Genomic DNA, 26,331 nt, shown 5'->3' with positions numbered 1-26,331 from the left:
GACCTAGCAGTCTGTCGGACTTGAGGTTAATGGATGAGCTGAGGCGTGGGTTCTTCACCCCCCCCTGTGTTGGTGTTGGTGTTGGTGCTGTTGTGTGGCTCTTAACCTGCCCCTCAGCTTCTGCAAGGCGGTTCTGACGCCTTGCCTGCTGGCCGGTTGGGCGCGGCGAGCCCTCAGCCCGCCGTCAACCGGTGCATCCGCTTGATATTCCACGCCATGGTGGCCAATCGCCACTCGCCGCTGACCTTATCCAGTCCGCGTAGCGAGAACTGCCGGAACCCCATCACGTGTTTGATGATCCCGAAGACCGGCTCCACGGTATGTTTGCGCAATGCGTAGAGCGCTCGGCCCGCCTGCGTCTTCAAGCGGTGTGCCATCTGTTCGACGGGGTCCTCGCTCTCCGGGGCAGGCGGATCCGCGGCGAAACGTTCAAAGACCGGAAGGTGATGGACGTCTCGCTTCATCGCCAACAGCGGTTCGATACCATGGTCATGGCAGGCCTGGATATTGCTGGCACTGAAGTAGCCGGTATCACCCAGCAGGTGGTCAGGTTTTCCCAGCGTTTCCGGGTAACCTTGCCAGGCCGTCAGTAGCGGCATGACTTGCTGCTTGTCATTGGTCGCCTGCGTGACGTGGACATGGGTCACCAGCAGACTCTCGGTATCAACCGCGGCTTGGGCGTTGTAGCACTGATCAAACCCCTTGCCGGTGACCGGCATGATGCGCGACTGCGGGTCGGTGAAATTGATCTGATCCTTGTCACGCGGGCCACCAGTGGGCGGTTCGGGGTCACGCCCACGGGGCTTCTTGCCGGCCTTGCGCTGCGCCTCCCGCCGCGCCACCTTTTCCTGATAGGCGGCTTGCTCGGTGGCGTCCCGCTCCTCGGCGCGCGCCTCGATCTTGGCCTTCGCCTCAGCGATGGCCGCCAGGCGGGCTTCACGGCGGGCAATCTCGGCGGGGATATCCATGCCGTCGGCCGCGTCCTCCTTGTCCGCCGACTCGGCCCGCTCGGTCAGCGCTTTCACCTCTGCCCTGAACTGTGCCTCCAGCTTCTTGGCATGGCCATACGACAACGCCTTGTGCTTGCTGGCGTTGGCCTTGAGCTTGGTGCCGTCCAGGGCGATGGTGCCAAGCTTGAGCAGCTTCATCTCGCGGGCCAGCAGCAGCACCTGTACGAACAACTGTTCCAGTTCCGGCAGAAAGCGGCGGCGAAAGGTGGCCAGCGTGTCATGGTCGGGATGGGTATTGGCGGCCAGGTAGCGGAACGCCACCGAGTCATAGGTGGCACGCTCGATCTTGCGGCTGGAGACCACCCCGGTGGCGTAGCCGTAGATCAGCAGGCTCAGTAGCACCGCCGGGTGATGTGCCTTGGAACCCCGCCCCATGTAACGCCGGGTCAACGTCGAGAGGTCCAGTTGTTCGACAACATCGACAACGAACCGCGCCAGGTGACCATCGGGCAACCACTCGTCTACCGAAGGCGGCAGCAGGTAATCGGTCTGGCGATCCACAGGGATGAAGCGGCTCATGGCGATCTTCTCAGCTCGGCGATGACGGTGGTCAGTATCTCACGGTGCAACGGAAAGACCGACAGGCTGCTAGTGACGCGCATTGATATGCAGCCGTCGTTATGAAAAACAGGCAAAAAATATGCCACCCGGGGGTGGCATAGGCACAACACATCGTGGGTTTTCATTGATGCTGAGCACAGCACCCCGTCAGAAGGTTCCCCAAGGCTCGTCCTGGTGGGGCAACGCATGGCGTGCCGACGCATCAGGCTGCTGAAGAACGGCTTTCTTCACACGCGCCAGTTTTTCCCGCGCTGCCGCAATACTCTCTTCCTGGGCACCTTCCAGGCGGAACGCATCGACCACGTTGGCCAGTTCGAAGGCTTCCAGGGTCAGGTTGTCTGCGGAGGCGGCAATGGACTGAACCTTGGTGGCGTTTTGCTGTGTGACGTTGTCCATCTCCGCAATGGCCGAGTTGATCTGGCCGATTCCACTGCTCTGCTCGCTGGAAGCGGTGCTGATCGAGGCCATTAGTTCGCTCACCTGATTGACCTGGCGGACGACGTTCTCGATGGCGCTTTCGGCTTGCTCCACGGCGCTGCGCCCACCGCTGACCTCCTGAGTGGTGCTGTCGATCATCTTGCGGATTTCCTGGGCAGCATCAGCACTGCGGCTGGCCAGGGTGCGCACTTCACTGGCCACCACGGCAAAGCCGCGACCATGCTCCCCAGCTCGGGCGGCCTCGACGGAGGCGTTCAGCGCCAGGATATTGGTCTGGAAGGCAATGCCATCAATCACGCCGATCATCTCGGTCATCTTCTCGGCGCGCTGGGCAATACGCTGCATACGCTCTACCAGCTGCTCCATTTGCTGGCGGGTTTCCTGAGTGCTGCTGGCGTTTTGCTGAGCCAGTTCGGTGGCCTGGCGCGCGTTGTCGGTATTCTGCTGCACGGTAGAGGTCATCTCTTCCATGCTGGAGGCCGTTTGCTGCAGCGAGGAGGCCTGTTGCTCGGTACGCGATGCTAGCTCCTCGTTCTCAGCGGCGATCTGCTGAATCGCAGGCGTCACCACCGCCACTCGGTTTTCGACCTCGCTGACGATACTGGAAAGGCTGAAACGCATGGTGTCCAGCGAATAGAGCAGCTCTCCCAGCTCATCGTTGCTTTGACGACGCTCACGGGCGGCCAGGTTGCCTGCGGCAATCTGGAAGGTCATGTAGCGCGCGCCCGCCAGGCTGCGCATCACCGAGCGCAGGATCATCACGCTCAAGCCGATCATCACCAGTAGCCCTACGGCCATCAGCACCAGTTGCGCCACTAGCATCTGCTGACGGCCCTGATGCGCTAGAGCCACCAGCGCATGGGCGCCTTCCCGCTCGGCATCGACGAGCTGGTCACTCAACTGTCGCAACTGCTCGGTGGCGGGCTGCACGGCATCATTGAAAGCTTCGAACGCGGCAAAGCCGTTGGCCTGACTGACCGCCGTCATGGCGCTGGTCACGCCAGTGATCCAGGCATTCAACGACGCCTCGACCACTTGCAGCACGTCAGGAGCGGCTGCGCTATCCGACTCATACTCATCCCACAGGGTCTGGACCGACTGAGTGACTTCTTGCAGCCGCGATTCAAGGGCCACCAAGTCTACCCGGCGCGGGTTGCGCACCGCGGGCTCCAGCTGTTCGACGGTGAGCCCTACCTGGCGCTCCATGAGCTGCAGGTTGGCAATCGCCTCGAGCCCCGAGCGGTTCAGCGTATCCAACCGCTCCCCCGACACCATCAACCCATAGACGCCAAGCCCCCCCGCCATGCCCAGCAGCAACAGCGCGGTAACGACCATCCCCGTCAGCTTGGCCTTTAAACTACTGAACTGAAAGCGCGCCACAAGCCCGCCCAGGCCACGCCGAATCAGTGCGCCCTGGTGCAACCGGTAGCGGCGTGATTTGCCCTTGGCACGAATCTCGGCATACACCTGCTCGGCCCGGGCGATCCGCTTGGCAGACGCCTTGCGGCGCAGCGAGGTATAGCCCACGATCCGCTCGCCGTCGCGCAGCGGCGCCACGGTGGCATTGACCCAGTAATGATCGCCGTTCTTGCGACGGTTCTTGACCGTACCCTGCCAGGTGCCGCCTGCCTGGATGGTTTTCCAGAAGTCGGCATAGGCGGCCTCGGGCATGTCCGGGTGTCGGATCATGTTGTGGGGTGCCCCCATCAACTCCTCACGGCTGTAACCGCTGACCTCCACGAAGGCTGCGTTGGCATAAGTCACGTTGCCTTTCAGGTCGGAGCGAGAAATCAGAACGGTTTCTTCGTCAAGCACGTATTCGCGCTGTGTCACGGGCTGGTTGTTACGCATCGCGGCTCCCCAGGGTGTTATTCGATTTTTTGAGTTCTCTCATTATCCAACGTATTAAGTCGCGTTAATCCTCAAATAGCCATATAAAAAACGCCGCTCTTCAAAGAGCGGCGCCGAAAGGAAAGACCGATACCGTACTAAGCCCTTTATTGGTTACCAGGGCTTACCCAACGTTACTTGAACACCACGTTGGCCACATCTCGGTAACGGCTGGCGAAATGAACCGTCATGCCTTCTTTCAGGTACTCCGGCAGTTCGTCGTAATCGCGACGGTTGGCTTCCGGCAGGATCACTTCGAAGATGTCGCTGCGCCGCGCAGCAATGACTTTTTCGCGTATCCCGCCCACCGGCAGAACCTGCCCGGTCAGGGTCAGCTCTCCGGTCATGGCCAGCGGGCGATCGATGGCCTGGTGCTTGGCCAGTGACAGTAGCGCCGTGGTCATGGTGACCCCCGCCGACGGGCCATCCTTGGGTGTTGCCCCTTCGGGTACGTGCAGATGCACGAACGCGGAATCGAAGAAGTCGGCATCGGCACCGAACTCGGCCAAGTGCCCCAAGGTGTAGCTGTAGGCGATATTGGCCGACTCCTTCATGACCTCCCCCAACTTGCCGGTGAGCTTGAAGCCTCGGTCCAGGGAGTGGATCTTGCCCGCTTCGATGGGCAGCGTGGCGCCCCCCATGGAAGTCCAGGCCAGGCCGGTCACGACCCCTTCACCCTTGAGCACTTTCTCCTTGCGGAAGAGCGGCGCGCCCAGGAACTCTTCCAGGTTCTTGACCGAAATCTTGACCGTTTCCACTTGCTCTTCCAGCAACTTGACCGCCGCCTTGCGCACGATGCGGTGCAGCTGTTTTTCCAACTGGCGCACCCCCGCTTCGCGGGCGTAGCCGTCGATGACCTGCTTGAGGGCGGCATCGGTCAGGTTGATGCGTTTTTTCGGCAGGTTGTCACGCTTGAGCAGCTTGGGCCACAGGTGGTGCTTGGCGATCTCCAGCTTCTCTTCGGCGATGTAGCCGGACAGGCGAATCTGCTCCATGCGGTCCAGCAGCGGGCCGGGGATGCTGTCCAGGGTATTGGCCGTACACACGAACAGCACCTTGGAGAGGTCCATGCGTACGTCCAGATAGTGGTCCAGAAAATCCACGTTCTGCTCGGGGTCCAGCACTTCGAGCAGCGCCGAGGCGGGGTCGCCCTGGAAGGACTGGCCCAGCTTGTCGATCTCATCGAGCATGATGACCGGGTTTTCGACCTCCACTTCCTTGAACGCCTGCACCAGCTTGCCGGGCATGGCACCGATGTAGGTGCGTCGGTGGCCTTTGATCTCGGCTTCGTCGCGCATGCCACCCACCGAGAAACGATAGAACTCACGCCCCAGCGCCTCGGCAATGGAACGGCCGATGGAGGTCTTGCCCACCCCCGGCGGCCCCACCAGCAGCACGATGGAGCCCCCCACATCGCCTTTGAACGTGCCTTCGGCCAGGAACTCGATGATGCGCTCCTTGACGTCTTTCAGGCCATCGTGGTCTCGGTCCAGCACTGCGCGGGCATGGCCAAGGTCCAGCTTGTCCTGGCTGGTGACGCCCCAGGGCAGCGATGTCAGCCAGTCCAGATAGTTGCGCGTGGTGCCATACTCCGGCGAGCCGGTTTCCAGCACGCTGAGCTTGTTGAGCTCTTCGTCGATGCGGGCCTGAACACGCTCCGGGACCACCAGAGACTCCAGACGGTTCCTGAACGTATCCACGTCGTTCTCGCGGTCGCCCTTGGAGATGCCCAGCTCACGCTGAATCACCTTCAACTGTTCACGCAGGAAGAATTCACGCTGGCGCTCCTGCATCTGCGCGTTGACCTGCTCGCTGATTTCGCTTTGCAGCTGGGCAACGTCGATCTCCTTGCGCAGCAGCGGCAGCACCTTGTGCATGCGCTCCGCCACGGGCAGCGTGGCCAGCACGTCCTGCAATTCAGGGCCTTTGGCCGAGGTGATGGCAGCGGCAAAATCGGTGAGCGGCCCAGGCTGATGGGGGCTGAATCGATTGAGGTAGTGCTTCAGCTCCTCCCCGTACAGCGGGTTGATGGGCAGCAGTTCCTTGATGCCGTTGATGATCGCCATGGCGTAGGCCCGGGTTTCTTCATCTTCGGCATTGACCGGCTCTTTCGGGTAGGTCACTTCCACGAGATAGGGCGGCTCCTTGGAGAGCCAGCGCTGAATCTTGAAACGCTGCAGGCCCTGAGCAATGAACTGAATCTGCTGCTCTTCATTTTTCAGCTTGTGCACCTTGACGGCCGTTCCGATCTCGGGGAAGCCGTCATGATCCAGAGAGTGCACCCCTTGTTCTCCGACGAACGCTACTCCAATGGTGTGATGTGGCGTGTTGCCAACGCGGCGCATGGTCTCTTCCCAGCGCTCACGATTGATCACCAGAGGCTGTACCTGGGCGGGAAAGAACGGGCGGTTGTGAATTGGCAGCAGATAGATGCGCTCGGGCAGCATGTCGCTGGCAGGCACCAGTGAATGAGTGCGCTCACCATCCGAGCGGTGGTCGTTTTCGTCGTGGTGTTCTTCGTGATGTTCTTCGTGACGGTCCGAATGCTCGCCTGCGGCGAGCCAATCGAGGTGTTCGTGATCGCGGTCGTAGTCCTGGTCGCTCATGCGCCCTCCCCATCCACAGTAACCAGCAGCAGTGGCCAGCAAGCGGTTTGCCTGCCACTGTCGCCGCTTCGTATGGTTACTGGGATGTGGGCAGCTAGGGAAAACTTCAACCCTGAGCGCCATTTGACAGCGTACTTATTGGTGGAATGTTACGGCCACAGTGTCAGCATGGGACGACCATTGACGCGCCAGACGCCGCGCACCACGTCGAACTGCAGCTCCCGGGTACCGAGGGGCAACCCCAGCCACAAGGCTGCTACGGTAGGGGCGTCGTGCCAGATGAAGTCGCCGTCGATACGTGCCCGCCAGCGCGCTTGCTCCTCGGGCTTGTCCAGCGAGACGACGCGCAATCTATCCAGCTGTCGACCGTCGAAAAACAGCGCCCCGTCTGCGGCAACTTGTAGGCCGAGCAGCGGGCTATCGAGTTCGATGGTGGTGACATCGAGCCGTGGAGAGTCGCTCAATACTTGCAGCAGATCAGGTTCCAGCCGCGCCAGCAGCCCTTCGGCCATGGGCAGCGCGGTATCCCCCCAGGCAGCTTCCTGGCGCAGCCGACGGATCACCTGTCGCACGGCATCACCGTTCAGCCGCGACAGTTCGGCCGCGACACGGCCGCTCAGCAGCGGTGTCTCCGGCGCTTCGCTGGGCACCAGCACCTCGCCCAGCACCAGCTCTCCCTGAATGCTCAGCTCGGTTTCATCCAGCGTCATCTGGCTGTAGAGATCCAGCGGGGTGATCTGGATATCGTAGGCGGGGTAGTGCATCGACAGGCGGTCGATGCGCAGGTGGTCACGCTGGGTGAAATGGTAGGCATCGTCGATGTAGGTATAGCGGCTTTCCAGGGTGGTGGGCCCCAGTGTCAATTGAGACAAGCCATCGGTCAGCGTCAACTGGTCGAACAATCCCCGCAGGCGCCAATCGCCAAACATGCCTTCCAGGCGAACCCGAGCGCCCCGAACATCCAGTTCCCGACCATTCTGCTGGATCACGAAGGGCGCCAGCGCCAAACGCAGTTCGGTGCGACCACTCAGCGTCTGATAGCGACCCTGCCAGCGCGGCACGGAAGGGGCAGATACATCGCCCACGGCCTTTTGCAGCACGCTGTCCAGGCGAGGCAACAGCGTGCCCTGCACATCGGTGGAGAGCAGGCCGTGGCGGGCGTGGTAAGTCAACTCCAGCCGCCAGGGGCGGCCCAGCAAGGGCGACAGCACGAGCTGACCACGGGAGGTCAACCAGCCCTGACGGCTATCCAGGCGCTCTACCCGCCATTCACCTCGGGCTTCCAGGTCTTCCAGCGCCTGACGCAGGCTCCGTTCGAACAGGATGCTCGATAGCAGTTGCGCGACCATCCATATCACGGCAATCACCGAGAGGATAGGCACGATCAGACGTTCCTTGCGCATGCTATCTCCTTGTATGGCCTCCTGACAAAGCGCAGCGCCTGCTATCGGGCGTCGACTAGTGGAGCCAGAACCATAAGTGCATGGTACTCCAGGCGTAGATGCCTGCCATGACGTCGTCGATCATGATGCCAAAGCCCCCCGCCACTCGGCGGTCGGCCCAACGGATGGGCCAGGGCTTGAACACATCGAAAATACGAAAGACGATGAACCCCCAGATGGCCGCTTCCCAGGAAAAGGGCACGGCGGCCATGGTGATCCAGTAACCGACGAACTCGTCCCAGACGATGCCGGAGTGGTCGTGCACCCCCAGGTCATGGGAAGTTTTATCGCATAGCCAGACACCGACAATGAAGGCCACGAACACGATACTGAGATACCAGACCAGCGGCAGGTCCGCCATCATCCAATAGAAGGGAATTGCCGCCAGCGTACCGAAGGTGCCCGGCGCCCAGGGCACCGTGCCACTCCCCAAGCCAAAGGCGAAGAAGTGGGTGGGGCGTCGCCAGACGCTGGCCGGTGCGCGGTTCATTGGACACCCCCACGAAAGTGCTGCCAGCCAGACTCGGCCACCGGCGCCACGCCGGTAATGCCAGGCGCATCGGTGCACTGGCCAATCACACTGAGCGCGATCCCCTGCTCTGCCAGCCGTTGCCTGGCCTGGGAAACGTGCGACGGGGGGAGCGTGACCAGCAGCTCGTAGTCGTCGCCTCCGGAAAGCGCTGCGCGCTGGGCTGCTTGCGCGCCCAGAAAGGCTTCCAGCCCTTCCGCCAGCGGTAGTTGCTCTGCCTCCAGCGCAGCCCCCACTTGGGAAGCTTCACAAAGATGCGTGAGATCCGCCAGCAGGCCATCGGAGATATCCAGCGCCGCGCTGGCCAGGCCACGCAGGGCCATGCCTGCTGCCAGGCGCGGCTGGGGCAACAGATAGCGCTGGAGCAACGGGTGCTGCATGTCTCTTTCACCCTGTTGCCACAGCGCTAGCCCGCCCGCACCACCGCCCAGCGCGCCCGTGACGGCAATCACATCGCCGACACGAGCCCCGGAGCGGGTCAATGCTTCACCGGAGGGCACTTCGCCCATCACCGTCACGGCAATGCTTAGCGCTCCTGCAGTGACATCGCCACCCGCCAGCGTAGTCTCGTGCCGACAGCACAGGTCATGAAAGCCATCGGCATAGCCCGATAGCCACGCCTCGGCGGCCGCACTGCCGGGGAACGCACGCTGGTCGAGGGTCAGCGCCATCAAGCACCAGCGGGAGCGTGCCCCCATGGCCGCCAGGTCGCTGAGCGCCACGGCCAAGGCGCGATGGCCGACCGCATGAGCAGGCGCATCATGGGGAAAGTGCACGTCTACCACGGAGGTATCCACACTGACCACGAGCTGCTGCCCCGCTTGGGGCAGCAGTAAGGTGGCGTCATCGCCGCATCCCAGGGCAACGCCATCCGTCGCTTTCGCCTCCTGCGGCGACATGAAGAAACGTCGAATCAAATCAAATTCGGCAAGCACAAAGGCCCCTTAAACGCTTGATCAGGTCGCCCGCTTACAAGCGGCGGGCGCTGACTTCGGCACTTCGCAAGCGGTTGGCCAGCTTGTCGAGAATGCCATTCACGTACTTATGGCCGTCGGTGGCGCCAAACGATTTTGCCAGCTCAACGCCTTCGTTAATGACCACGCGGTAAGGCACTTCCATGCGGCGCGAGAGCTCGTAAGCGCCCAGGCGCAGAATGGCCAGTTCTACCGCGTCCAGGTCTTCCAGACGACGATCCAGCAGCGGTGCAATGTCACGATCCAGCTCGGCTTTGAAGCGCACCGTGTTGTGCAGCAGCTCATGAAACAGCGCTTTGTCGGCGATTTCCATGACCTTGACCCAGTTCTCGTGGTCTTCCAGGTCGTCGTCCGCCTTCTGGCTACGAAACTCGGCTTCGATGGTCGAGATCGATTTGCCGGTCATGTGCCATTGATATAACCCTTGTACCGCCAACTCCCTTGCGGCGTGGCGTCCCTGCTGTGCCGCAGAGGACTTGCGCTCACGTCGCTCGCTCATTGGTCATCTCCTGCGGGCAGTGCGCGCAGCAGCGATACCATTTCCATGGCGGCCATGGCGGCTTCGGTGCCTTTATTGCCTGCTTTGGTGCCCGCTCGTTCGATGGCCTGTTCGATGGATTCCACGGTCAGCACGCCGTTGGCAACCGGCGTGTCGAACTCCAGCTGCAGGTGATTGATGGCCGTGTTGCAGCCACCCGCCACGTATTCGAAGTGCGGCGTGCCGCCACGAATGACCGCGCCCAGTGCGATGACGGCATCCGGCTTCATGACGCGGAGCACGCGCTTGACTGCCAACGGCAGTTCCCAGGCTCCCGGCACGTGCACGATATGGATTTGCTCGGCATCGACGCCGTGGCGGGTCAGGCTGTCCACTGCGCCTTCTACCAGGCTATCGACCACATGGTGGTTGAAACGCCCCACCACGATGACATAACGGCCATCTACGTCGACAAAAGTGCCTTCAACTTGCGAAAGGGATTGCATCGATTTATTCCTGCTGAGTAGTGGGCTCATACGCCGTGTCATTGGGCCCCAGACGCTCGACCACTTCAAGATCGAACCCGGAAAGCGCCGAGAATTTCCACGGAGAGCTGAGTAGCCGCATCTTGCCGACGCCCAGATGGCGCAGAATTTGCGAACCCGTACCAATGGTTAAATAGTTGCCGGCACCGTCCGAATCGTTGGTACGCGGCTGGCGTACCCGATCCAGGAAGATGTCCAGCTGATCTTTCAGATCCTGATGGGGGCGCCCGTCATCGATCAGGACGAACACACCGGCGGGCGCTTCGGCGATTTCACGCAGGGCACGGTGGGCATCCCAGCGGCACTGCTCGCCTTTCATCAGCCCCAGCACGTCGCGCAGCGTATCGGCCAAGTGTACACGAACCGTGGTGGGCTGCTCGGCGGTGGGCTGGCCTTTCACCAGCGCCAGGTGGTGAGCCCCCTGGATACGGTCACGGAACACATGCAGCGCCAGCTCGCCATGCACCGTGGACACACGACTGGTCTCGATGGCGTCGACAGTCTGTTCGTTGACGATCCGGTAGTGGATCAAATCGGCAATGGTGCCGATCTTGATACCGTGGGCCTTGGCGAAGGCTTCCAGCTCGGGGCGGCGCGCCATGCTGCCATCGTCGTTCATGATTTCACAGATCACGCCGCTGGGGTCAAGCCCTGCCAGCGCCGCCAGGTCGCAGGCCGCTTCGGTATGGCCTGCCCGGCGCAGTACGCCACCCGGCTCGGCCATCAGCGGAAAGATATGGCCGGGCTGCACGATATCCGTGGGCTTGGCATTGGGCGCAGCGGCGGCCTGCACCGTGCGTGCGCGGTCCGCGGCAGAGATGCCGGTGGTCACGCCTTCGGTCGCCTCGATGGACAGCGTGAACTTGGTGCCAAAACCGGACCCGTTGTCGCGCACCATGAGCGGCAGGTTAAGCTGCTCGCAGCGTTCTCGGGTCATGGGCATGCAGATCAGACCGCAGGCGTAGCGCGCCATGAAGTTGATATGCTCTGGCTTGACCAGTTCGGCCGCCATGATGATATCGCCTTCGTTTTCGCGATCCTCATCGTCCATGAGGATCACCATTTTGCCCTGGCGAATGTCTTCCACCAGCTCGGCGATAGGGGACAGGCCCTCAGAAGCGGAGTGCGCCATGGAATCTCCAAAAAAAGTGGTCGCATGGGATGCGATTTCGGGCGTCAGGGTACCTTGCTATGGCCGCTTGCGCTAGTCGACCCGGGGGGTCGCGATAATCTGCCAGTCCTGGCCTACCTGGCGAAACTCCTTGATCACCAGGCGCTTTTGATCCGCCATTCGGGTGATCCCCGGCAACTCGAATAGCGGCCGGGCATCGCCCCCGAGTAGTGTAGGAGCGACGAACAGCTGCAACTCATCGACCAGCTGCGCGTCCAGCAGTGCCCCGGCCAGCGTCGCACCGGTCTCTACCAGTAGTTCGTTTACCTGCTCATTATCGGCTAACCAGCGCAGCATGTCAGCAAGCTCGACGCGCCCGCCGGCGTCGCTGGGCAACACCTGAATCTCGGCACCAGCCGCTTCCAGTCGCTGACGCTTGTCGGGGCTGTGCTGCTCGGTGGTGATGATCAGCGTGCGCCCCGGCTCACGCAGGCAGGCCGCCGCCAGCGGCAGCCGCAACCGAGAATCCAGAATGACCCGCAGCGGTTGGCGCAGCACGATCTCATCGGCCTGGGGCAGCGCCAGCTGTTCGGGCCGCAACGTTAGCCGCGCATCGTCCATGATCATGGACTCCACACCGCTAAGGATCGCGCTGGAGCGTGCCCGCAGGCGCTGCACCTGGGTGCGCGCCTGCGGGCCGGTGATCCACTGCGACTCCCCTGAGCCCATGGCCGTTCGACCATCCAGGCTCATCGCCATTTTCAAGCGCACCAACGGACGCCGTGACTGCATGCGCAACACGAACCCGGGGTTGAGCGCCCGTGCATCCTGCTCAAGCAGGCCCACGTGAACCTCGATACCGGCAGCTCTCAAATGCTCTATCCCCCGCCCACTCACTTGCGGATTGGGGTCCCCCATGGCCACTACCACGCGCCCTACACCGGCATTGGCCAGCGCCACGGCACAGGGGCCGGTACGCCCGGTATGGGAACAGGGCTCCAGCGTCACATAGGCCGTGGCCCCACGGGCCTGTTCCCCTGCAGCTGCCAACGCATGCACTTCGGCATGAGGCTCACCGGCGCGTAGGTGGTAGCCTTCGCCCACGACCTGCCCTTCGGCCGAACGATCGTAGCGGACGATGACGCACCCCACGCGGGGATTGGGGTCCGTGGTATACAGGCCGTGGCGGGCCAGTTTCAGGGCGCGGGCCATGAAACGGTGGTCTGCAACAGAGAACAGGCTCATCCTTCAGCCTCTTTCGACGCGGGCCCACTGGCAGCGTCATCGCCAGGCGCTTGAGCAGGTTCCTGAGACAGCCGGTCGATTTCAGCCCGAAACTCGTCCAGATCCTGAAACTTGCGATACACCGACGCAAAGCGAATATACGCCACCTGATCCAGGCTGCGTAGCGCCTGCATGACGGCCTCGCCCACGTCACGGGCATTCACCTCGCGGTCACCGCGGGCACGCAGGGATTGGCGGATACGCTCCACGGCGGCTTCGATGGCTTCCGCGCTGACCGGGCGCTTTTCCAACGCCCGCAGCATGCCAGCCCTTAACTTGGCCTCGCTGAAAGTCTCCCGCGAGCCATCCGACTTCACCACCCTGGGCATGATCAGCTCCGCCGTTTCGTAGGTCGTGAAGCGCTCATGGCAGCTTGCACACTGGCGACGGCGACGCACCTGGTCACCGTCGGCCACCAGGCGTGAATCCGTTACTCGCGTATCGTTTGCACCACAAAAAGGACAATGCATGGCAGTCAACCTATTGTCGGCACGCACCCTCAAGTGCGCTCAGCGTGTCAGCCCCGTAGATACCAGCCGTGCCAACAGGCCGCCTGCTATCTCTTGTTTTGTAAGCTATTTTAAGAACTCTTCAAGGATCGTTGGGTAAACCATCCCACTACCGATTGTCGTGCCTGCAAAAGCAGGCGTACTCATGACTTGTACGTCATTTCGCACAGTATTCTCCTATATTGTAACGATTTGGCACACAAGCTGCAGCGTTTGTCGAAGGTTGATTGAAAGGAGGCACCCATGACGGCATTTGAGCTCAGGCTACAGCATTACTTGACCCACCTGTACGGCGAGCGCGCAGGAGAGGTACAGCGGCGCCTCGAACAGCATTTGGCCCACTTCCGACCGCTGCTTCCAGCGGCGCCTTTATCTGCTGAGCAGAGCGGCATTGCACCAACATGGAGCGAAAAGGATCAGTGGGTCATCAGCTATGGTGACTCCATCGTGGCAGACGGCACGCCGCCACTGGGCGTACTGAACCACTTTCTGCAGCGCCACCTGGGCGAGACGATCAGCGGGGTGCACGTGCTGCCCTTCTTCCCCTGGAGCAGCGACGACGGTTTTTCGGTCATCCATTACCGGGAGGTCAACCCCGAACTGGGAGACTGGTCGCATATCCGTGACCTGGCCAGCCACTATGACGTGATGGGCGACCTGGTGCTCAACCACGTTTCCCGTGAATCGCTGTGGTTCGTGGATTACCTGACCGGCAGCCTGCCGGGGCGGGACTACTTTATCGAGGTGGACCCTGACACCGATGTTTCCCAGGTCACGCGGCCACGCAGTAGCCCGCTGCTCGTGCCTGTCTCCACCCGCCGGGGCACACGCCACCTGTGGGCCACGTTTTCGGAAGACCAGATCGACCTGAATTTCGAGAACCCGGATGTCCTGCTGGAATTCGTCGGCATCCTGCTGTTTTATCTGCAGCAGGGAGTGAGGATCATCCGCCTCGATGCCGTGGCATTCTTGTGGAAGCGGCTGGGCACGGCCTGTATTCACCTGCCCGAAACCCATACCGTGGTGCGCCTGCTACGCGCCATCGTCGATGAGATCGCCCCCGGCACCTTGATCATCACCGAAACCAACGTGCCCCACGCCGAAAACATCAGCTATTTCGGCCTCGAACGCCTAGCGGAAGGCCCGCCGGACGAAGCGCACATGGTGTACCAGTTCGCGCTGCCCCCGCTGCTGCTGCACACCCTCACCCGTGGGGAGGCCAGCACCCTGCAAGGCTGGCTATCCAGCCTGCCGGTGCTGCCTGAACACTGCACTTACCTCAACTTTACCGCCAGCCACGACGGCATCGGGGTGCGCCCGCTGGAGGGCCTGCTGCCGGACCACGAACGCGACGCCCTGCTGGAGCTGATGCACCGTTTTGGTGGCTTCGTCAGCATGCGCAGCAACCCGGACGGCAGCGACACACCCTACGAAATCAACATTACCTGGTTCGAGGCCATGCGCGGCACCCGGCGCGGCCCTGACCCTTGGCAGATTGCCCGCTTCCTGTGCAGTCAGGCCATCATGCTCAGCCTGCAAGGCATTCCTGCGCTCTACCTGCACACCCTGACCGGCACGCTCAACGATGTCGAAGGCGTCGAGCGCAGCGGGCGGCTGCGCTCCATCAACCGGCGTCGCTGGCCGCTGGACGAACTGGAGCTGCTGCTGGAAAGCCCCTCTACCCCGACCCACGATGTCTTCCATGCCCTGCGTCGGCTGCTGGACCTTCGCCGTCAGGAGCCCTGCTTTCACCCCAACGTACCCCAGCAGGTCATCAGCACGCCAGCAGAGCTGCTGGCCATCGAGCGCGGTCCGCTGGCCGATGGCCGACGCTTGCTGGCCCTGTTCAACGTCACCGACCGCCGCATAGCCCTCGACCAGGGCGGCGAGGCATTGACTCAGCGACTGCAGCAGCACGCCTGGCAGCCGCTGGACACCTCGTCTTCGCTTCACCCGCTGGCATCCCTGCCCCCCTATGCCGTGCTCTGGCTGGTGGCTAACGCCTGACGCCTTGCGACATAACGTCTCAGGACAGAACAAGATAATCCTTTAATAATCCTGTCCTGCGACACTGTCCATCCAATTCGACGGTGGATACGTGAGCGTTTATGTTGCAACAAAGCCTGGCCATTGGCCCCATGGGATTCAGCCTGCATCAGTTGATCATCGGTTTTGCCTTCTTACTCGCCCTGTTGGTAGGCGCCCTGCTAGGCAGGCGCCAGCAGGTTTCGGTCAGCGATACCCTGTTTACCCTGCTGATGGTCGCCCTGCTGGCGGCCAGGCTGGTATTCGTCGTGCGTTACTGGGGGGAATACGACGGCCTGCTCGCGCGGCTGGATATTCGTGACGGTGGTTTTGATCTGCTGGCCGGTGCATTGGCCGGGATAGGGTATGGCGTCTGGGCACTGTGGCGCTCGCCGCGTCAACGCGCGCCGCTGGGCGCGGCCATGCTCACCGGCGGTCTGGTGTGGGGCGTCACGCTGGGCAGCACCCTGCTCATCGAACAGCAGACCCGGCCGCTGCCCACCACCCCGCTCAGCACCCTGGAAGACACCCCCATCAGCCTGCCGGAGCTGGCTCAGCAACAGGGCCAACCCATGGTAGTGAACCTGTGGGCCAGCTGGTGCCCGCCCTGCATTCGCGAAATGCCGGTCTTCGAAGCGGCTCAGCAGCAGGAGCAGGACGTGACGTTCGTGTTCGTCAATCAGGGGGAGAGTCTTCCACAGATCAACCGCTTCATGGCAGAACATGGCTTTCAGCTCGACAACGTCTGGCAAGACCCGCGCAATGCGCTGGGTCAAGTGACAGGTGCCCACGCCATGCCCACCACGCTTTATTATGACGCCCAGGGCCAATTGGTCAGCACCCACTTTGGCGAGCTTTCCCGAGCCACCCTGAACGATGGGCTATCACGTATTCGTTAAGCCTTCTACAGCGTGATCATGAGTTACCCGCTGCCGCGAGTGCGGCCTATTTGAGGATAAAGTGATGCAACGGATGTTTCCCATTCAGACGGGCCGTCTGACCCTGCTGGCTGCGTTGAGCGGCTTTGCCATTACCAGCCAGGCCGATGCTCTACCTGCCCCGGTGCAAGCCCTGGCCGATCAGGGCATCAGCATTCACGGGCAGTTCGAGGCCCCCGGCGGCATGCGCGGCTACGGCGCCAGCGTGCAAGGTCAGGATATGGCCATCTACCTGACCGCCGACGGCGAACACGCCATTGTCGGCACATTGATGGACAGCGCGGGCAATGACCTGACCGAAGCCCAGCTGGACGAGCATGTGCGCGTCCCTCTCGAAGCCGAAACCTGGCAACTGCTGGAAGAGAGCCACTGGATTCAGGACGGCAACCCGGACGCCCCCCGGGTGATTTACACCTTCACCGACGCCAACTGCCCTTACTGCCGCCAGCTATGGCAACAAGCTCGCCCCTGGGTGGAAGCCGGTGAAGTTCAGTTACGCCACATCATGGTCGGCATTCTGGCGCCGAATAGCCCCGCCCTCGCCGCCACCCTTCTCGGTGCCGACGACCCCGCCGAGGCCCTGCACCGCCACAGCGACGGCGAATCTCTGACCGCCAGCGCGCAACCCCGCGATATCGAAGAACAGGTCTATGCCAATAACCAGCTCTTCGACGAACTTGGCCTGTACGCCACCCCCACCAGCGCCTACCAACGCGAAACCGACACAGGCCTGCTACGCATCGACCGCATCCAGGGCATGCCCAACGAAGCCCGCCTTCTGGACATGATGGGCAGCGAAGCACCGTGATCGTGGAGGCCAGACTAGCTACCACGCCCAACGTGGCTGTGGCTTTTAGAGATATCGTGTTGGGGTAATGACTGCGGCGCCATCAGGGCGGCTGGCGCCGCCTCCGCGGGTGCCTCTTTCGCTCGTTGCTCTCGCTCAATCGTTACGCCGCGCTACAGGGGTGCCGCGATTTGACGTGGTGACGTATTGGGATTGATGTTGGCGACATACCGTAGCGCGGTGTAAGCGAAGCAACGCGCCAGCGTTGCCGATGGAGCCACCGAACGTGGCGGCGGCCTCATCGTTACGGGCAGCCGCCGCCCACCCCACAGCCGCTACTCCTCCGAAAGGTGCTGAAAACGCGGGGCGCCGACGTTCCAGGGTTGGATGTTGCCGTTTTCGCCGTAGTTGTCGTGGTCGCCGAGGACGTGGCCGTCATGCTCACGGGTGTGGCCGTAGAGCGAACGGTTGTGGAAGGTGGGGCCGAAGCGCTCGGCGGTTTCGGCGATATCGCCGGTATAGCGTGGGTCCTGGGGGCGCTCTTGACTACTGATGTAGTAGGCGATGTCCCAGGCTTGCTGGCCGGTGAGCGAGCGTGGCTGGCCCAGCGGCATATTCTGATAGATGAAGCCTGCCATGGTTTCTACCCGAACAATGCCGGCCCCCCAGTTGTTGGAGCCATCGCCCCAGGGCGGTGGGAAGACGTATTCCCCGTTTTCGTAGTGGCCTGAGCCGTCGGACTGATGGCACAGAGCGCAATTTTCCAGGTAGGCCGTTTCCCCTCGGGCATAGCTGGGCGCTTCTTCATGCTCAGGGGCTGGAAAACCTCGCCCATAGATGGGCTTGTCGGGGTACATGGGCGCCCCCGTGGCCAGCCACTGGTGGTAGGCGCTCAACGCCAGCATTTCATCGCTGCCATACGCCGGCGGTGTGCCGTTCATGGAGTAGGCAAAACATCCGGCAATGCGCTCTTCCAGATTGTTGACGTGCTGATTCTTGCCACGAAAATCCGGTAGCGTGATGGCGGCGGCCCATACCGGCGCGCTGAACGGCACGCGCCCTTCTCCCAGGTGGCAGCTGGAGCAGTTCATATCGTTGTACACGTACTCACCGCGCAGCTGCTGGGTATCCGTGAACAGGTCGTAGCCGTAGCGAATGACTTTCTTGAGCTCCGGGTGCAGATCGGAGGCTTCCAGGTCGTCCATGGTGGGCGGCTCGTGGACCAGCATGTCCAGGGCGTCATCGGCACGCGGCTGCTGGGCCGACACCGCGCCTGCATAGAGCGCCAACACGGCTGCCGAGGCCAGCAGACCGCCCGACAAGGTGAACGTCAAGGTCGTTGGACGCGTCATCATTGGCTAGCCTCCTGGTCGCGTTGAGAGGGTTGAGCGGCGTACCAGGCCGAGACGGCGGCAATGTCGTCATCGTTCATGCGCTTGGCCACGGCGCCCATCAGGTGTTGTGGATCGTTATGACGGGTATCGTTTTTCCATGCGTGCAATTGGGCGCTGATATAGCCTGCATGCTGCCCGGCAATCCCGGGAAAGTCACTGCCCACTCCGTAGCCGCCGGGCCCATGGCAGCTTTGACACGACACGATGTAGGCATTCCAGTCGCCACGTTCGGCCAGTTGCTGGCCACGCGCCAGCAGGCTGTCTTCCACGTCGCCGCCTTGGCCTGGTGTCGCGGGCAGTTGGCTGTAGTAGGCAGCCACATCGGCGATTTGCTGGTCATCGAGCATGTTGGCAAAGGTCAGCATGGTGGCGTTTTGCCGCTCACCGGACTGAAAGTCGTACAGTTGCTTGGCCAGATAGTCGGCATCCAGCCCCGCCAGGCGCGGCCAGGACTCGCCGCCCGGAATGTTCATGCCGCTGCCGTCTGCCTGGTGGCAGGCAACACAGGTGGCGGCGGCGGTTTGCCCCCGTTCCGGGTCTCCCGCTTGGGCCATGGCAGCACTTGCCAGCAGGCAGGCCCCCGCCAGCAGGCCGACGTGCGTCGATTGGATGTATGGCATTCTTCCCCCTTGGCATTGCTTGTTATGTTGGGTCTTGCAGTAACGGCGTTGTTGGTGATGACGCGTGTGGTGGTAGCACTTCGGGCACCGTGAGGTGGGCCAGGAAACCTCCGGTGGGTGCATTGGCAAAGTGAACGCTGCCGCCAAAGCGCTCGGCGATGGCGGCCACGATGGCCAGCCCCAGGCCACTTCCCTGGTGCTTGCTGGCCCGCCAGAATCGTTGCGTTAGCTGCTTCAGCATGGCGTCATCCACCCCTGGCCCCTCGTCGGCCACGGTGAACGTGACCCGACCACCCAAACGCTGCACCCTCAGGTGAATCAGCGCGTTGGCAGGCCCATGGCGCACGGCGTTGTCCAGCAAATTGCGCAGCGCGGTAATCGCCAGCTCACGAGGCATGGCCAGCTGCACATCGGGCAATGCCTCAGGCACGCGGCACTGTGCTGGGTCGACCACGCTATCGGTGACGGCTAGCTCGACCACCGGGCCGACGCTGCAGGGTTCGCCATCGTCGAAACGCATGCGCCCTTCCACCCGGGCCAGGGTGAGCAGCTGATCCAGCGTATCGGCCAGCCGCACCACGCCTTCTTCGGCGTGGCTCAAGGCTTCGCGTGCCAGCGGGCCTTCTGCCCGCTGCGCCACTTGAAGGTGGGTCTTGATAGCCGTTAGCGGCGTACGCAGCTCATGGGCGGCATCGTTGGTGAAGCGCTGCTCGCGCACCAGCGTCTGTTGAACGCGCACCAACAGCCCATTGAGCGTGTCGATCAGCGGCTTGATCTCCTTGGGCACACCATAGGTAGACACCGGCGCCAGCGCTTCCGGATGGCGGCTGGCCAGGGAGGCGCGCAAGCGGGACAGTGGCGCCAGCCCACGCCATACCCCAATCCACAGGGCGACCAGGCTACCCACCAGCGCCACCACGAACGGCACCACAGCCACCCGCACGATGCCGCCCAGCAGCAGGTTGCGCTCATCCATGCGGTCTGCCGTGGTGATGATCAGCCCACCTCGCTCGTAGGTGAACACACGCCAGGTGGTCTCCCCTTCCTGACGGTAGCTATGGCCGTGCTGACCGGGAGCCAACACGGCCTCCATATTGGCGTGGGTCCGTGCAATGATCTCTCCACGTGGCGAGTGCACCTGGCAGGCCAGCCCTTCAATGGGTGGAATGGAAAGCGCGGCAGTCATGTTCTGCTCCCACACCTCTGGCGGCAGCTGATGAACCAGCCCAGCCACCATGCGCGCCGACTGGGCCAGCCGCTGGTCGAGGGTGCGCACGAAAGACGCCTGCAAATCGTTCAACAGCCACGCGGCAGCCACGCCCCAGAGCAGCACCAGCGTGATGCCCAGCGTCAACAGTAGCCGTGCGCGCAGGCTCATCGCTGCCCCTTGGGCCGCTGGCCGGGCACCTGGACCGCCTCGGGCTTGCCCAACCGATACCCCAACCCACGCACGGTTTCGATGATGCCGCTGCCCAATTTGCGCCGCAGGTGGTGAATGTGCACATTGAGCGCGTTGCTTTCGACATCGTCGCTCAAGCCATACAGGCTATCCTTGAGCTGGTCGGCGGAAAGCACGCTGCGCGGCGCATGCAGGAAAGCTTCCAGCAGCACCAGTTCACGACGCGACAGGGCAACCAGGTGATCGGCCACTCTCACTTCTCGGGCAGCCGGGTCCAGGGTCAGGGTGCCGTGCACGGTCAAGCCCTGGCTGCGTCCTGCCACACGCCGCAACAGCGCATGCAGGCGCGCGACCAGCTCATCCAGGTCGAAGGGTTTGATCAGGTAGTCGTCGGCACCGGTTTGCAGCCCATCCACCCGGTCACGCACGGCATCTCTGGCCGTAAGCACCAGCACCGGCGTGGTGACCCCCTCGTCACGCCAGGCTTGCAGCAGGGTCAAGCCATCGCCATCCGGTAACCCACGGTCGAGGATGACCACGTCGCTGGCGACACTCTGCATGGCCTGCCGCGCTGCCTGTAACGACGTCACGTGCTCGACCACAAAGTGATACATCATCAGTCCGGCGCGAATACCCGACGCCACCAGCGGGTCATCTTCAATCAATAGGACGTGCATAGCGGTTTCCTTGTTATGGAAGCAGCATGACAAAAGCGTATTAACCGAGCGTTAAGCGCCGGTCGAAAACCCTTGCCGCAGATCAAAAAAAACGCCCCTGCCGACAGAGGCAAGGGCGACAACATGCCGCGTTGGTTCGGTGGTGCTAGCGAGACAGGCGTGCAGCCCCCCACCAGCCCAACATCATGGCCGCCAACATGGCCAGTAACGGCAGCGTGACGCCGCCCAAAGAAGCAATGGCAGGCCCTGGGCAGTAGCCGGACAGCCCCCAACCCACTCCAAACAGCGCCGCACCGCCCAGCAGCTTGCCATCCAGCTCCTGGCGCGTGGGCAGTTGAAAGCCACCGGCCAACAGCGGCTGCCCCCGAGCAAACACCAGCCGGTAACCGACAAACGTGGTGCACACCGCGCCCCCCAGCACGAACATCAGCGTGGGGTCCCAGGCGCCCGCGATGTCCAGAAACCCCAGCACCCTCGCTGGGTCGGTCATGCCGGAAATAGCCAGCCCTAACCCAAACAGCAGCCCGGCCACGTAGCCCGCTGCCGTTTTCAACGCGGCCCGGCTCATACGCCACCCCCAATGACATGACGAACCACATACACCGTGGCGATGGCGGTCACCAGAAACATGCCCGTGGCCGCCATGGAACGCGGCGCCAAGCGCGCCAAACCACATACGCCGTGGCCGCTGGTGCAGCCGCTGCCCAGCCCGGTGCCCAGCCCCACCAGCAGGCCCGCCAACAGCATCAACGAGACGCCACCGGCAGGCGCGCCAATCACTTCACCGGGGCTGCCAGCTACATTGCCCAGGCCACCGCCCAGCGCCATGACCAGCAGCGGGCCGCTGACCAGGCCCGCCAAAAAAGCCACCCGCCAGGCGCTATCGCCCTTGGGCCGCTGAAGCACCAGCCCCCCAATGATCCCGCTGATGCCGGCAACACGCCCCAGCGCCCCCATCAACCAAACGGCGGAGAGCCCAATCAACACGCCCCCCACCAGCCCTTGCAGGCTTGCCATTACGTCCACCGTCTGCTCCTCGTATTACGTGGGTTGAAAAGATTCAGAAACGATTGATCGGCACCTTGAGATACACCTGACCGTTGTCTTCCTCAGGGGGCAGCTCCCCAGCCCGCATGTTGACCTGCACCGACGGGATGATCAGCCGAGGCATGCCCAGGGTGGCATCTCGCTCGGTGCGCATACGCACGAAGGCGTCTTCACTGATGCCATCGTGCACATGAACGTTGGCCTGGCGCTGCTCGGCAACGCTGGTTTCGTGCTGGTACACGTCACGCCCCGGGGCCTTGTAGTCGTGACACAAAAACAGCCGTGTCGTGTCAGGCAGGGCCAGCACTTTCTGAATCGAACGATAGAGAGTGCGGGCATCGCCACCGGGAAAATCACAGCGGGCGGTGCCGTAGTCGGGCATGAACAGCGTATCGCCGACAAACGCGGCATCCCCCACCACATAGGTCAAACAGGCGGGCGTGTGGCCAGGCGTATGCAGGACGCTGGCCTCCAGGGCTCCAATCATGAAGGTATCACCCTCCTGGAACAGCGCGTCGAACTGGCTACCGTCCCGAGCAAACTCGGTGCCCGCATTGAAGGCCTTGCCGAAGATCTCCTGTACCTCGACGATGTGCGCTCCAATGCCGGTCTTGCCGCCCAACTGGGCGTGCAAATAGGGGGCCGCCGAAAGGTGGTCGGCATGGACGTGGGTTTCCAGTATCCAGGCCACGTTTAGCCCTTCACGGCGCACGAACGAGATGATCTGCTCCGCTGAACGGGTATCGGTTCGCCCAGCGGCGTAATCAAAATCGAGTACGGAGTCGATGATGGCGCAGGCGGTGCCATCGGGGTCTCTCACCACGTAACTGAACGTGTTGGTTGGCTCATCGAAAAAGGGCGTGACGACGGGGCGTTGCATGATGGACCTCCAGCAGTTGACCGCATGCGTTAGACATTTCACCCAGTGTAGCGCACAAAATATTATATGTTTATTACCTTTTAGAATTATCAATTGTAAAATTTAGTGAAATGAAGATTTTCTACTAAGGTTGCATGCACCATGGCCGATAAAAGTGAAGGCTTACTCACTGAACTCGTTTGATATAAGGACGCCATGAACAACCTGACCACAACACAGAAACTCTGGAGCACGCTGGGCATCATCTGGGTGGCCATGCTGCTTTTGGTGGGCTGGCTGGCGTGGGAAAATCGCCAGACCATCGCCAATGAACGCCGCGACAGCATTCAATACATCGTCAACAGCGTTCACGGTCAGCTCGCCGATCTGCAGGCCCGTGCCGCCAGCGGTGAACTGAGCGTCGATGAAGCGCAGCAGCGGGCCATCGACAACCTTGCCAGCGTACGCTTCGGTGACGGCGAGTACGTGTTTGCGTTCGACAACCAGCTGGCCATCGTGTCACACCCCAACCGCCCCCGTGGCGAAGACATGACCAACTTCCAGGACGCCAGCGGTATGCGCCTTTACAGCGTACTGCGTGACGTGGCCCAGGCGGGCGGTGGCCACGTGGACTACTACTCGCGACGCATCTCGGGGGAAGAGCAATCGCCCAAGGTGAGCTATGTGGCCCACTTACCCGAATGGGGCTGGTCCATGGCGGCGGGTGTCTATGTGGACGATATCGATGCTGCCTTTGTCGCTGGGCTGGTGCGTTCGGCGGTCATTCTGCTGATCATTGGTCTACCCGTGACGCTGCTGATGGGCTGGGTGATCAGGGATGTGGCTCGTCGGCTGGGCGGTGACCCACGCTATGCCGCCAGCGTAGTGCGTCATATTGCCGACGGCGACCTGACCCAGGCCGCTACGCTGAAAAGCAGTGACCACAGCAGCCTGCTGTTCGACATCAACCGCATGCGTGAAACTCTGGCGGACACCATCAGCGATATCCATCACGGCGCGGACCAGGTCAATAACGGCGTCGAGCAGATCGTGGGCGTCAACGAAGAACTCTCGACGCGCACCGAAGAGCAGGCTGCGTCACTGGCGGAAACGGCCTCCAGCATGGAGCAGCTGACCGCAACGGTAAAACAGAACGCTGAGCATGCCGACCATGCCCGCAACCTGGCCTCGCGAACCGCTGAGAGCGCTCAACGCGGTAGTGACGCCATGTCGTCCGTCATCGACACCATGGCCACCATCAATGAAAGCGCCACTCGCATGAGCAGCATCGTCGAGACGATCAATGCGATTGCCTTCCAGACCAATATCCTGGCGCTGAATGCCTCCGTGGAAGCCGCCCGCGCCGGGGAACAGGGTCGCGGTTTTGCCGTGGTGGCCAATGAGGTACGCCAACTGGCCAGCCGCTCCGCTTCTGCCGCTCAGGAGATCAAGGGGCTGATCGAGAATGCCGATGCCCAGGTGGTGGAAGGCAGCCGCCGAGTGCGCAGTACCGGCGAAGTGATCAATGGCATGGTGGGCGATATTCAGCAGCTCAGCACGCTGGTTCAGGAGATCTCTGCGGCCACCATCGAACAAAGTAGCGGCATCGAGCAGGTCAACCAGGCCGTGACACAGATGGATCAAATGACTCAGCAAAATGCCGGGCTGGTGCAGCAGAGCAACCATGCTACCCAGCAATTGGCACATTTGAGCACCCAGCTGCGTCAGATGGTCAGCAACTTCAAGCTCAATGCCCAGCGGCGTCAGGCCACTGAGCTGTCGCTCACGCCGCCACGCCAATCTACCCACCACGACGACTTCTAGAAACGTCCCCCGGCAGCGCTATCCAGTAACGCTATCCAGCAACGCTGTTAACCCCGATGTTTCACCACAGTAATCGCGAACGCCTTTGACAGCGCACACCCTTGTAGGGTGTGCGCCAAGGCCAGCAGCCCTTGTCAGCAAAGGGCCGCCATGGCGACACCGGCTACACCTTGCCCTGGTTATCCAGCGCAACGGCTTCGTGCATGCGGGTCAGCAGGTCGGGTACAGCAGCCTGCACTCGGTTCCAGCTGGGAATGAACGGGCGCTCACGCGGGTTGTCGAGAAACAGGTTACCGGCTTCCAGCAGGTTGCTGGCAAACAGCTCTACTGCCTGCTCTTCGCAGTGACGGTCGAGGCTCAAACCGTTCATGGTAGCGTCGTGGTCGTAGGCCTCGATCAAGTCCAGCGCCAGCCGATAATAGGTTGCCTTCAGTGTACGGAAATCCTCGCTGCTGAAGCTCACCCCGTGGGTCGCCAGCTTGCGGTAAAGGGCCTTGGCGATATCCAGACTCATGCGGTTCAAACCACCGCTGGCATCCTCTTCGCTCACTGGCTGGTGTTTGTGGTCATAGGCATCGGCAATATCTACCTGGCATAGCTGGCGATGCGAGTAGTTGCGCTGTAGCTCCGAGAGCACGCCAATTTCCAGCCCCCAATCGGCGGGAATACGAATGCCCTCCAGCACGTCGCTGCGCATGGCAAACTCCCCCGACAGCGGGTAGCGGAAACTGTCCAGGTAATCCAGATACGGTAGCGGGCCGCACACGGTCTTCAACGCTCGCAGCAGCGGCGTCACCATCAAGCGAGACACCCGGCCATTCAGCTTGCCTTCGGCGATGCGCGGGTAGTAGCCCTTGCAGAAGCTGTAGTTGAAGCGTGGGTGCGCCACCGGGTACATCAAGCGCGCCAGCAGGCTACGGTCATAGGTGAGAATGTCGCAGTCGTGTAGCCCAACCACGGTCGAGCGCCCGGAGGCCAGCACATAGCCCGCGCAATACCACACGTTGCGCCCCTTGCCAGGTTCCAACGCTCCCAGCCCGTGGTGTTCGAGCTCGGCATCCAGCTCACGCAGCCGGGGCCCATCGTTCCATAGAATGCGGGTGTGCTGCGGCAGGCGTGAGAAAAACTCGCGGGCATAAAGAAATTGTTCGCGATCGGCCCGGTCCAGTCCAATCACGATTTCGTTGAGATACGGCACTTTGGCCAGCTCGTCCACAATGGCCGAGAGTGCAGGCCCTTCCAGCTCGGAAAACAGCGACGGTAGAATCAGCCCCATGGGGCGGCGCTTGGCAAATTGGCACAGCTCCCGCTCGAGCTCTTCCACGGGGCGACGGGTCAGGTTATGAAAATCGGTGATGACGCCATTCTGATGAAAATCACTCAT

At 62.1% G+C, this 26,331-nt stretch carries 23 protein-coding genes; 4 read left to right on the top strand and 19 right to left on the bottom strand.

Features of this window, described 5'->3' with window-relative positions:
• Positions 1-173: 173 nt before the first annotated feature.
• From LG409_RS05910 to nrdR, 11 genes are all read right to left on the bottom strand, one after another.
• Complete coding sequence (locus LG409_RS05910) at positions 174-1,529, bottom strand: IS1182 family transposase (RefSeq protein ID WP_016913619.1); 1,356 nt, start codon at positions 1,527-1,529, stop codon at positions 174-176.
• A 189-nt stretch (positions 1,530-1,718) separates the two neighbouring features.
• Positions 1,719-3,860: a methyl-accepting chemotaxis protein gene (locus LG409_RS05905; protein WP_039183694.1), complete on the bottom strand. Its 2,142-nt coding sequence runs from the start codon at positions 3,858-3,860 to the stop codon at positions 1,719-1,721.
• Between the two features lie 173 nt (positions 3,861-4,033).
• Positions 4,034-6,505, bottom strand: coding sequence for an endopeptidase La (lon, locus tag LG409_RS05900; RefSeq protein WP_227407814.1), 2,472 nt, complete (start codon positions 6,503-6,505; stop codon positions 4,034-4,036).
• A 149-nt stretch (positions 6,506-6,654) separates the two neighbouring features.
• On the bottom strand, positions 6,655-7,908 hold the full coding sequence (locus LG409_RS05895; protein ID WP_227407813.1) for a DUF945 family protein: 1,254 nt from the start codon (positions 7,906-7,908) through the stop codon (positions 6,655-6,657).
• A 55-nt stretch (positions 7,909-7,963) separates the two neighbouring features.
• Entirely contained in the window at positions 7,964-8,437 is a 474-nt protein-coding gene (locus LG409_RS05890) for a phosphatidylglycerophosphatase A family protein (protein ID WP_039183688.1), read from the bottom strand.
• Entirely contained in the window at positions 8,434-9,411 is a 978-nt protein-coding gene (gene thiL, locus LG409_RS05885; RefSeq protein WP_100731829.1) for a thiamine-phosphate kinase, read from the bottom strand. Before thiL ends, LG409_RS05890 begins: the two co-directional genes overlap by 4 nt.
• Positions 9,412-9,445: 34 nt before the next feature.
• On the bottom strand, positions 9,446-9,949 hold the full coding sequence (gene nusB, locus LG409_RS05880) for a transcription antitermination factor NusB (RefSeq protein WP_016913295.1): 504 nt from the start codon (positions 9,947-9,949) through the stop codon (positions 9,446-9,448).
• Positions 9,946-10,434: a 6,7-dimethyl-8-ribityllumazine synthase gene (gene ribH, locus LG409_RS05875; RefSeq protein WP_039183684.1), complete on the bottom strand. Its 489-nt coding sequence runs from the start codon at positions 10,432-10,434 to the stop codon at positions 9,946-9,948. The genes nusB and ribH overlap by 4 nt, the downstream gene beginning before the upstream one ends.
• Before the next feature lie 4 nt (positions 10,435-10,438).
• The gene (ribBA, locus tag LG409_RS05870; RefSeq protein ID WP_016913293.1) at positions 10,439-11,605 is read right to left on the bottom strand and encodes a bifunctional 3,4-dihydroxy-2-butanone-4-phosphate synthase/GTP cyclohydrolase II; all 1,167 of its coding nucleotides are present in this window, start codon (positions 11,603-11,605) and stop codon (positions 10,439-10,441) included.
• A 72-nt stretch (positions 11,606-11,677) separates the two neighbouring features.
• Positions 11,678-12,829 (bottom strand): bifunctional diaminohydroxyphosphoribosylaminopyrimidine deaminase/5-amino-6-(5-phosphoribosylamino)uracil reductase RibD, encoded by a 1,152-nt coding sequence (gene ribD / locus LG409_RS05865; RefSeq protein ID WP_227407812.1) that lies wholly within the window; start codon positions 12,827-12,829, stop codon positions 11,678-11,680.
• Positions 12,826-13,338, bottom strand: coding sequence for a transcriptional regulator NrdR (gene nrdR, locus LG409_RS05860; protein WP_081193629.1), 513 nt, complete (start codon positions 13,336-13,338; stop codon positions 12,826-12,828). Before nrdR ends, ribD begins: the two co-directional genes overlap by 4 nt.
• Positions 13,339-13,620: 282 nt before the next feature.
• Here nrdR and LG409_RS05855 point away from each other — a divergent pair, with 282 nt between their 5' ends.
• The 3 genes from LG409_RS05855 to dsbG all read left to right on the top strand — a co-directional run bounded on the left by LG409_RS05855 (position 13,621) and on the right by dsbG (position 17,148).
• Positions 13,621-15,384: a sugar phosphorylase gene (locus LG409_RS05855; protein WP_227407811.1), complete on the top strand. Its 1,764-nt coding sequence runs from the start codon at positions 13,621-13,623 to the stop codon at positions 15,382-15,384.
• Between the two features lie 101 nt (positions 15,385-15,485).
• Entirely contained in the window at positions 15,486-16,301 is an 816-nt protein-coding gene (locus LG409_RS05850; RefSeq protein ID WP_016913289.1) for a TlpA family protein disulfide reductase, read from the top strand.
• Positions 16,302-16,365: 64 nt separating this feature from the next.
• Complete coding sequence (dsbG, locus tag LG409_RS05845) at positions 16,366-17,148, top strand: thiol:disulfide interchange protein DsbG (RefSeq protein WP_227407810.1); 783 nt, start codon at positions 16,366-16,368, stop codon at positions 17,146-17,148.
• A 314-nt stretch (positions 17,149-17,462) separates the two neighbouring features.
• Here dsbG and LG409_RS05840 read toward each other — a convergent pair whose 3' ends face one another.
• The 7 genes from LG409_RS05840 to LG409_RS05810 all read right to left on the bottom strand — a co-directional run bounded on the left by LG409_RS05840 (position 17,463) and on the right by LG409_RS05810 (position 23,144).
• Entirely contained in the window at positions 17,463-18,482 is a 1,020-nt protein-coding gene (locus tag LG409_RS05840; protein ID WP_227407809.1) for a c-type cytochrome, read from the bottom strand.
• Positions 18,479-19,141 carry a c-type cytochrome gene (locus LG409_RS05835; protein ID WP_227407808.1) on the bottom strand — a complete coding sequence of 221 codons (663 nt, stop codon included), beginning with the start codon at positions 19,139-19,141 and terminating at the stop codon, positions 18,479-18,481. The genes LG409_RS05840 and LG409_RS05835 overlap by 4 nt, the downstream gene beginning before the upstream one ends.
• A 22-nt stretch (positions 19,142-19,163) precedes the next feature.
• Positions 19,164-20,519 (bottom strand): ATP-binding protein, encoded by a 1,356-nt coding sequence (locus LG409_RS05830; RefSeq protein ID WP_227407807.1) that lies wholly within the window; start codon positions 20,517-20,519, stop codon positions 19,164-19,166.
• Positions 20,516-21,217, bottom strand: coding sequence for a response regulator (locus LG409_RS05825; protein ID WP_016913284.1), 702 nt, complete (start codon positions 21,215-21,217; stop codon positions 20,516-20,518). The genes LG409_RS05830 and LG409_RS05825 overlap by 4 nt, the downstream gene beginning before the upstream one ends.
• 145 nt (positions 21,218-21,362) lie before the next feature.
• Positions 21,363-21,785 carry a DUF6691 family protein gene (locus LG409_RS05820; RefSeq protein ID WP_081138184.1) on the bottom strand — a complete coding sequence of 141 codons (423 nt, stop codon included), beginning with the start codon at positions 21,783-21,785 and terminating at the stop codon, positions 21,363-21,365.
• Positions 21,782-22,243: a YeeE/YedE family protein gene (locus tag LG409_RS05815; RefSeq protein ID WP_096923308.1), complete on the bottom strand. Its 462-nt coding sequence runs from the start codon at positions 22,241-22,243 to the stop codon at positions 21,782-21,784. The genes LG409_RS05820 and LG409_RS05815 overlap by 4 nt, the downstream gene beginning before the upstream one ends.
• A gap of 34 nt (positions 22,244-22,277) precedes the next feature.
• The gene (locus tag LG409_RS05810) at positions 22,278-23,144 is read right to left on the bottom strand and encodes an MBL fold metallo-hydrolase (RefSeq protein WP_227407806.1); all 867 of its coding nucleotides are present in this window, start codon (positions 23,142-23,144) and stop codon (positions 22,278-22,280) included.
• A 195-nt stretch (positions 23,145-23,339) separates the two neighbouring features.
• Between LG409_RS05810 and LG409_RS05805 the strand changes: the two genes are divergently transcribed.
• On the top strand, positions 23,340-24,947 hold the full coding sequence (locus LG409_RS05805) for a methyl-accepting chemotaxis protein (protein WP_227407805.1): 1,608 nt from the start codon (positions 23,340-23,342) through the stop codon (positions 24,945-24,947).
• 163 nt (positions 24,948-25,110) lie between these two features.
• Here LG409_RS05805 and LG409_RS05800 read toward each other — a convergent pair whose 3' ends face one another.
• A complete protein-coding gene (locus LG409_RS05800; protein ID WP_100731738.1) occupies positions 25,111-26,331 on the bottom strand; it encodes a glycosyl transferase in 1,221 nt (406 codons plus the stop codon).

Origin of the sequence: Halomonas sp. NyZ770 (genome assembly GCF_020616575.1) — a bacterium.
Taxonomy (GTDB): domain Bacteria; phylum Pseudomonadota; class Gammaproteobacteria; order Pseudomonadales; family Halomonadaceae; genus Vreelandella; species Vreelandella hamiltonii.
This window is presented reverse-complemented; position numbering and strand designations above follow the sequence as displayed.

What these genes read in the sequence shown, in the direction of transcription:
- lon (WP_227407814.1), bottom strand. Translation starts at nt 6,505, where the DNA reads ATGAGCGACCAGGACTACGACCGCGATCACGAACACCTCGATTGGCTC.
- LG409_RS05905 (WP_039183694.1), bottom strand. Translation starts at nt 3,860, where the DNA reads ATGCGTAACAACCAGCCCGTGACACAGCGCGAATACGTGCTTGACGAA.
- nrdR (WP_081193629.1), bottom strand. Translation starts at nt 13,338, where the DNA reads ATGCATTGTCCTTTTTGTGGTGCAAACGATACGCGAGTAACGGATTCA.
- LG409_RS05895 (WP_227407813.1), bottom strand. Translation starts at nt 7,908, where the DNA reads ATGCGCAAGGAACGTCTGATCGTGCCTATCCTCTCGGTGATTGCCGTG.
- LG409_RS05910 (WP_016913619.1), bottom strand. Translation starts at nt 1,529, where the DNA reads ATGAGCCGCTTCATCCCTGTGGATCGCCAGACCGATTACCTGCTGCCG.
- LG409_RS05820 (WP_081138184.1), bottom strand. Translation starts at nt 21,785, where the DNA reads ATGAGCCGGGCCGCGTTGAAAACGGCAGCGGGCTACGTGGCCGGGCTG.
- ribH (WP_039183684.1), bottom strand. Translation starts at nt 10,434, where the DNA reads ATGCAATCCCTTTCGCAAGTTGAAGGCACTTTTGTCGACGTAGATGGC.
- ribD (WP_227407812.1), bottom strand. Translation starts at nt 12,829, where the DNA reads ATGAGCCTGTTCTCTGTTGCAGACCACCGTTTCATGGCCCGCGCCCTG.
- LG409_RS05810 (WP_227407806.1), bottom strand. Translation starts at nt 23,144, where the DNA reads ATGCAACGCCCCGTCGTCACGCCCTTTTTCGATGAGCCAACCAACACG.
- LG409_RS05855 (WP_227407811.1), top strand. Translation starts at nt 13,621, where the DNA reads ATGACGGCATTTGAGCTCAGGCTACAGCATTACTTGACCCACCTGTAC.
- LG409_RS05890 (WP_039183688.1), bottom strand. Translation starts at nt 8,437, where the DNA reads ATGAACCGCGCACCGGCCAGCGTCTGGCGACGCCCCACCCACTTCTTC.
- LG409_RS05825 (WP_016913284.1), bottom strand. Translation starts at nt 21,217, where the DNA reads ATGCACGTCCTATTGATTGAAGATGACCCGCTGGTGGCGTCGGGTATT.
- LG409_RS05805 (WP_227407805.1), top strand. Translation starts at nt 23,340, where the DNA reads ATGAACAACCTGACCACAACACAGAAACTCTGGAGCACGCTGGGCATC.
- LG409_RS05800 (WP_100731738.1), bottom strand. Translation starts at nt 26,331, where the DNA reads ATGAGTGATTTTCATCAGAATGGCGTCATCACCGATTTTCATAACCTG.
- LG409_RS05835 (WP_227407808.1), bottom strand. Translation starts at nt 19,141, where the DNA reads ATGCCATACATCCAATCGACGCACGTCGGCCTGCTGGCGGGGGCCTGC.
- LG409_RS05830 (WP_227407807.1), bottom strand. Translation starts at nt 20,519, where the DNA reads ATGAGCCTGCGCGCACGGCTACTGTTGACGCTGGGCATCACGCTGGTG.
- ribBA (WP_016913293.1), bottom strand. Translation starts at nt 11,605, where the DNA reads ATGGCGCACTCCGCTTCTGAGGGCCTGTCCCCTATCGCCGAGCTGGTG.
- nusB (WP_016913295.1), bottom strand. Translation starts at nt 9,949, where the DNA reads ATGAGCGAGCGACGTGAGCGCAAGTCCTCTGCGGCACAGCAGGGACGC.
- LG409_RS05850 (WP_016913289.1), top strand. Translation starts at nt 15,486, where the DNA reads ATGTTGCAACAAAGCCTGGCCATTGGCCCCATGGGATTCAGCCTGCAT.
- LG409_RS05840 (WP_227407809.1), bottom strand. Translation starts at nt 18,482, where the DNA reads ATGATGACGCGTCCAACGACCTTGACGTTCACCTTGTCGGGCGGTCTG.
- dsbG (WP_227407810.1), top strand. Translation starts at nt 16,366, where the DNA reads ATGCAACGGATGTTTCCCATTCAGACGGGCCGTCTGACCCTGCTGGCT.